This window comes from Paenisporosarcina sp. P4_E4_2 (assembly GCF_056401595.1).
Genome location: NZ_JBFUJC010000283.1, coordinates 1 through 4122, shown reverse-complemented (window position 1 = coordinate 4122; position 4122 = coordinate 1). Strand labels below are relative to the sequence as shown.

Genomic DNA, 4122 nt, shown 5'->3' with positions numbered 1-4122 from the left:
GTTATCGGTGGTCTTGGGTTTATTGTATTGCGTGCATTGGTTATTGCTTTAAGAGCAGAGGATCCGCACGCGCGTATGATTGCCGCAGGTTTTGCGAGTATCATAGGATTCCAGACTTTTATCAATTTAGGTGGCTTGCTTGGTCTCATTCCATTAACAGGCGTGCCATTACCATTTATAAGTTATGGCGGAACTTCTGTTATTTTGTTATCGTTAGCTATGGGCATTCTGTTAAATGTGTCTATGTTTGTCAAATACGAAAAAACGCGAAGCTAAGGAGTGTCGTCTCATTATGAAAACGATTCAGAAGATATTAGTAGCTAACCGCGGAGAAATTGCCATTCGCATTTTCCGTGCTTGTACCGAATTAAACTTGCGTACCGTATCGATTTATTCAAGAGAAGATAGTGTTTCTTTTCATCGATACAAAGCAGACGAATCGTATTTAGTAGGAGATGGAAAGAAACCAATCGATGCCTATCTGGACATCGAAGGCATTTTACAGATTGCAAAAACAAGTGGAGCAGATGCGATTCATCCTGGATATGGATTTTTATCTGAGAACGTGGAATTTGCGAGACGTTGTGAAGAAGAAGGGATTATTTTTATCGGTCCTACTTCAGCTCATTTGGACATGTTTGGCGACAAAGTCAAAGCACGAGAACAAGCTGTTCTTGCTGGCATCCCAGTAATACCAGGAAGTGACGGACCTGTTCAATCCGTTCAGGAAGTAAAAGATTTCGGTGAAGCAAATGGCTATCCTTTAATGATCAAAGCATCCTTAGGTGGCGGCGGTCGAGGTATGCGTGTTGTTCCCACTGCAAAAGACTTGGAGTCGGCTTACGAACGCGCAAAATCAGAAGCAAAAGCCGCGTTTGGGTCGGATGAAGTCTATGTAGAGAAATTTGTTGATAAACCGAAACACATAGAAGTTCAAATTCTTGGGGATAAGCATGGCAATTTGGTTCACTTGTATGAACGTGATTGTTCGATTCAGCGAAGACATCAAAAAGTAGTGGARATCGCCCCATCCAATTCCATAACAAAAGAATTGCGCGACCGCATTTGTGATGCCGCGGTTCAATTAATGAATAATGTTCAGTACATAAATGCAGGCACAGTTGAATTTTTAGTTGCAGGTGATGAGTTTTACTTCATCGAAGTGAATCCGAGAATTCAAGTAGAACATACGATTACCGAAATGATTACCGGTATCGATATCGTTCATACCCAAATTCACATAGCAGATGGATCAGCTTTATATGAAGAAGAAATTGGCATGCCGTTGCAACAAGACATTCCACTTTTCGGATTCGCTATTCAATCCCGTGTGACAACCGAAGATCCTTTAAATCAGTTTATGCCCGACACCGGGAAATTGATGGTATACCGATCTGGTGGTGGATTTGGGGTGCGTCTCGATGCAGGGAATGGTTACCAAGGGGCTGTGATTTCTCCATATTATGACTCGCTACTTGTCAAAGTATCGACATGGGGAAAAACGTTTAAAGAAGCAGCCGCTAAAATGGATCGAAACTTACAGGAATTCCGTATCAGAGGTATAAAAACGAATATTCCTTTTTTAGAAAATGTAGTAAAACATAAAAACTTCTTAACAGGAAATTTCAATACCAGCTTTATTGATTCCACACCGGAATTGTTCCTCTTCGCAACCCGAAAAGATAGAGGGACAAAGCTACTGAATTATATCGGTAATGTGACAGTGAATGGTTTCCCCGGTATCGAAAAAGCATCAAAACCTGTGTTTGGCTTGCCAAGAAAACCACAAATAGATTTGCTTGTTCCGCCTACTGCGGGTACTAAACAAATTCTTAATGAACGTGGAGCAGAGGGACTAGTCAAGTGGATACATGAACAAAAAGATGTTTTGGTGACAGACACTACGTTCCGTGATGCACACCAATCATTGCTTGCAACACGCGTCCGTTCTCATGATATGTATGAAATTGCAGAGCAGTCGGCAAGAGCCATGCATGATGCGTTTTCTTTTGAAATGTGGGGTGGTGCCACATTTGACGTTGCATATCGATTCCTTAAGGAAAATCCATGGGATCGACTCATTAAAATGCGTGAAATGATTCCAAATGTGTTGTTGCAGATGCTGATTCGTGGGGCAAATGCTGTGGGTTATAAAAACTACCCTGACAATGTTATCCGTGAATTTGTACAGACATCAGCAGAAGCTGGAATCGATGTTTTCCGCGTATTTGATAGTTTAAACTGGATCAAAGGGATGGAAGTGGCCATTGATGCAGCTCGACAATCAGGCAAAATAGCGGAGGCGGCAATTTGTTATACGGGTGATATTTTAGATGACAGTCGTGACAAATATACGGTCGCTTATTACAAAGAAATGGCAAAAGAATTGGAAGCAGCAGGTGCACATATTTTAGCCATTAAAGATATGGCTGGTTTACTGAAACCCGAAGCGGCATACCGATTAATTTCAGAATTAAAAGACACAGTTTCACTTCCGATTCATTTGCATACACATGATACAAGTGGCAACGGAATTTATTTGTACGGTAGAGCAATTGATGCTGGCGTAGACATCGTTGACACAGCGTTAGGAACGATGGCAGGACTAACATCCCAACCGAGCACAAATACGCTTGCGTATGCATTAAAAGGCAGTACGCGCGAAGTGCGAACTGATATTAAAGCTTTGGAGAAACTTTCTCACTACTGGGAAGATGTACGCAAATACTACCAGGATTTCGAGTCTGGCATGATGAGTCCACATTCTGAAATTTATGTCCAWGAAATGCCGGGTGGTCAGTATTCCAATTTGCAACAACAAGCGAAAGCAGTTGGCTTGGGTGAGCGTTTTGAAGAAGTAAAAGATATGTATTCAACCGTTAACTTAATGTTTGGTGATGTTGTCAAAGTTACGCCTTCATCAAAAGTTGTCGGTGATATGGCGCTCTTCATGGTTCAAAATGATTTAACGGAAGAAACGGTACTTACCCGAGGACAAACAATTGATTTCCCTGATTCAGTAATCGAGTTCTTCCAAGGATATATTGGGCAGCCTTACGGCGGGTTCCCGAAAGAACTGCAACAGGTAATCTTAAAAGGACGCGAAGCTATTACGGTGCGCCCAGGTGAATTGTTGGAACCAGTCAATTTCGATAAGCTGAAAGAAGAGCTTTTCCATAAATTGAGTCGTCCGGTTACAAGTCATGAAGTACTGGCATATGCGTTGTATCCAAAAGTGTTCGATGAATACTCGGATATTGTGAAGAAATTTGGGGATGTTTCCGTATTAGATACTCCAACCTTCTTGTACGGTATGCGCTTAGGTGAAGAAATCCAAGTGGAAATTGAGAAAGGTAAAACGTTACTCGTAAAATTAGTATCGATTAGCCAACCTCAATCGGACGGTAATCGCGTCCTTTATTTCGAATTGAATGGACAGCCAAGGGAAGTAATCATCCAGGACTTGACGATTGAATCGGATATTACACAAAAACCGATAGCGGACGTCGGTAACCCTGATCATATTGGTGCTACGATGCCAGGAACTGTATTAAAAGTAGTAATAGATAAGGGTAGTCGAGTAAAGCGTGGAGATCATTTGCTTATTACTGAAGCGATGAAAATGGAAACAACTGTCCAGTCTCCGTATGACGGTGTTGTGAAAGAAATTCATGTCACTACCGGCTCTTCTATTACAACGGGAGATTTGTTGATTGAAATGGAAAAAGAGTAGATTAAACACGATACTGTTGATTATCGTACATTTGCCCTAGCATTGATAAAAATCAACATTAAAAGGGTATCAGCTGAAACCGTTAACGGTTTCAGCTGATGCCTTTTCTTATATCCATCTGTACTAATTCCATTTCTATCGAAAAAAGCAGTTCCGCATGTACGCGGAACTGCTTTTAAAGTGATGTTTTTTTAGAACGGCTACGAGATAGGAGCAAAATCATATAACATAGCAATCCAAATAGTAGTGTGATGAGTAGAGAATGTAGTAAAGCGAAGAATAAGTTCAGCCTTGTCAACACTACTAGCATACCTGATATGACTTGAAGTGAGACGATAACAAACGCAATAATCCACCCATAAGATAAAACTCGTTGGTCTCTATAATTC

2 protein-coding genes and 1 pseudogene are annotated in these 4122 nt (G+C 41.1%); 2 read left to right on the top strand and 1 reads right to left on the bottom strand.

What is annotated here, in order from left to right; translation table 11 throughout:
* Nucleotides 1-276, top strand: a 276-nt coding sequence (locus AC1DSB_RS15445; RefSeq protein ID WP_477587046.1) for an FtsW/RodA/SpoVE family cell cycle protein, incomplete at its 5' end; no start/stop codon positions are given.
* Nucleotides 277-292: 16 nt separating this feature from the next.
* A complete protein-coding gene (pyc, locus tag AC1DSB_RS15440) occupies nt 293-3733 on the top strand; it encodes a pyruvate carboxylase (protein ID WP_477587045.1) in 3441 nt (1146 codons plus the stop codon).
* A 175-nt stretch (nt 3734-3908) separates the two neighbouring features.
* Here pyc and AC1DSB_RS15435 read toward each other — a convergent pair.
* Nucleotides 3909-4122: pseudogene (locus tag AC1DSB_RS15435) on the bottom strand (heme A synthase); the annotation flags it as partial.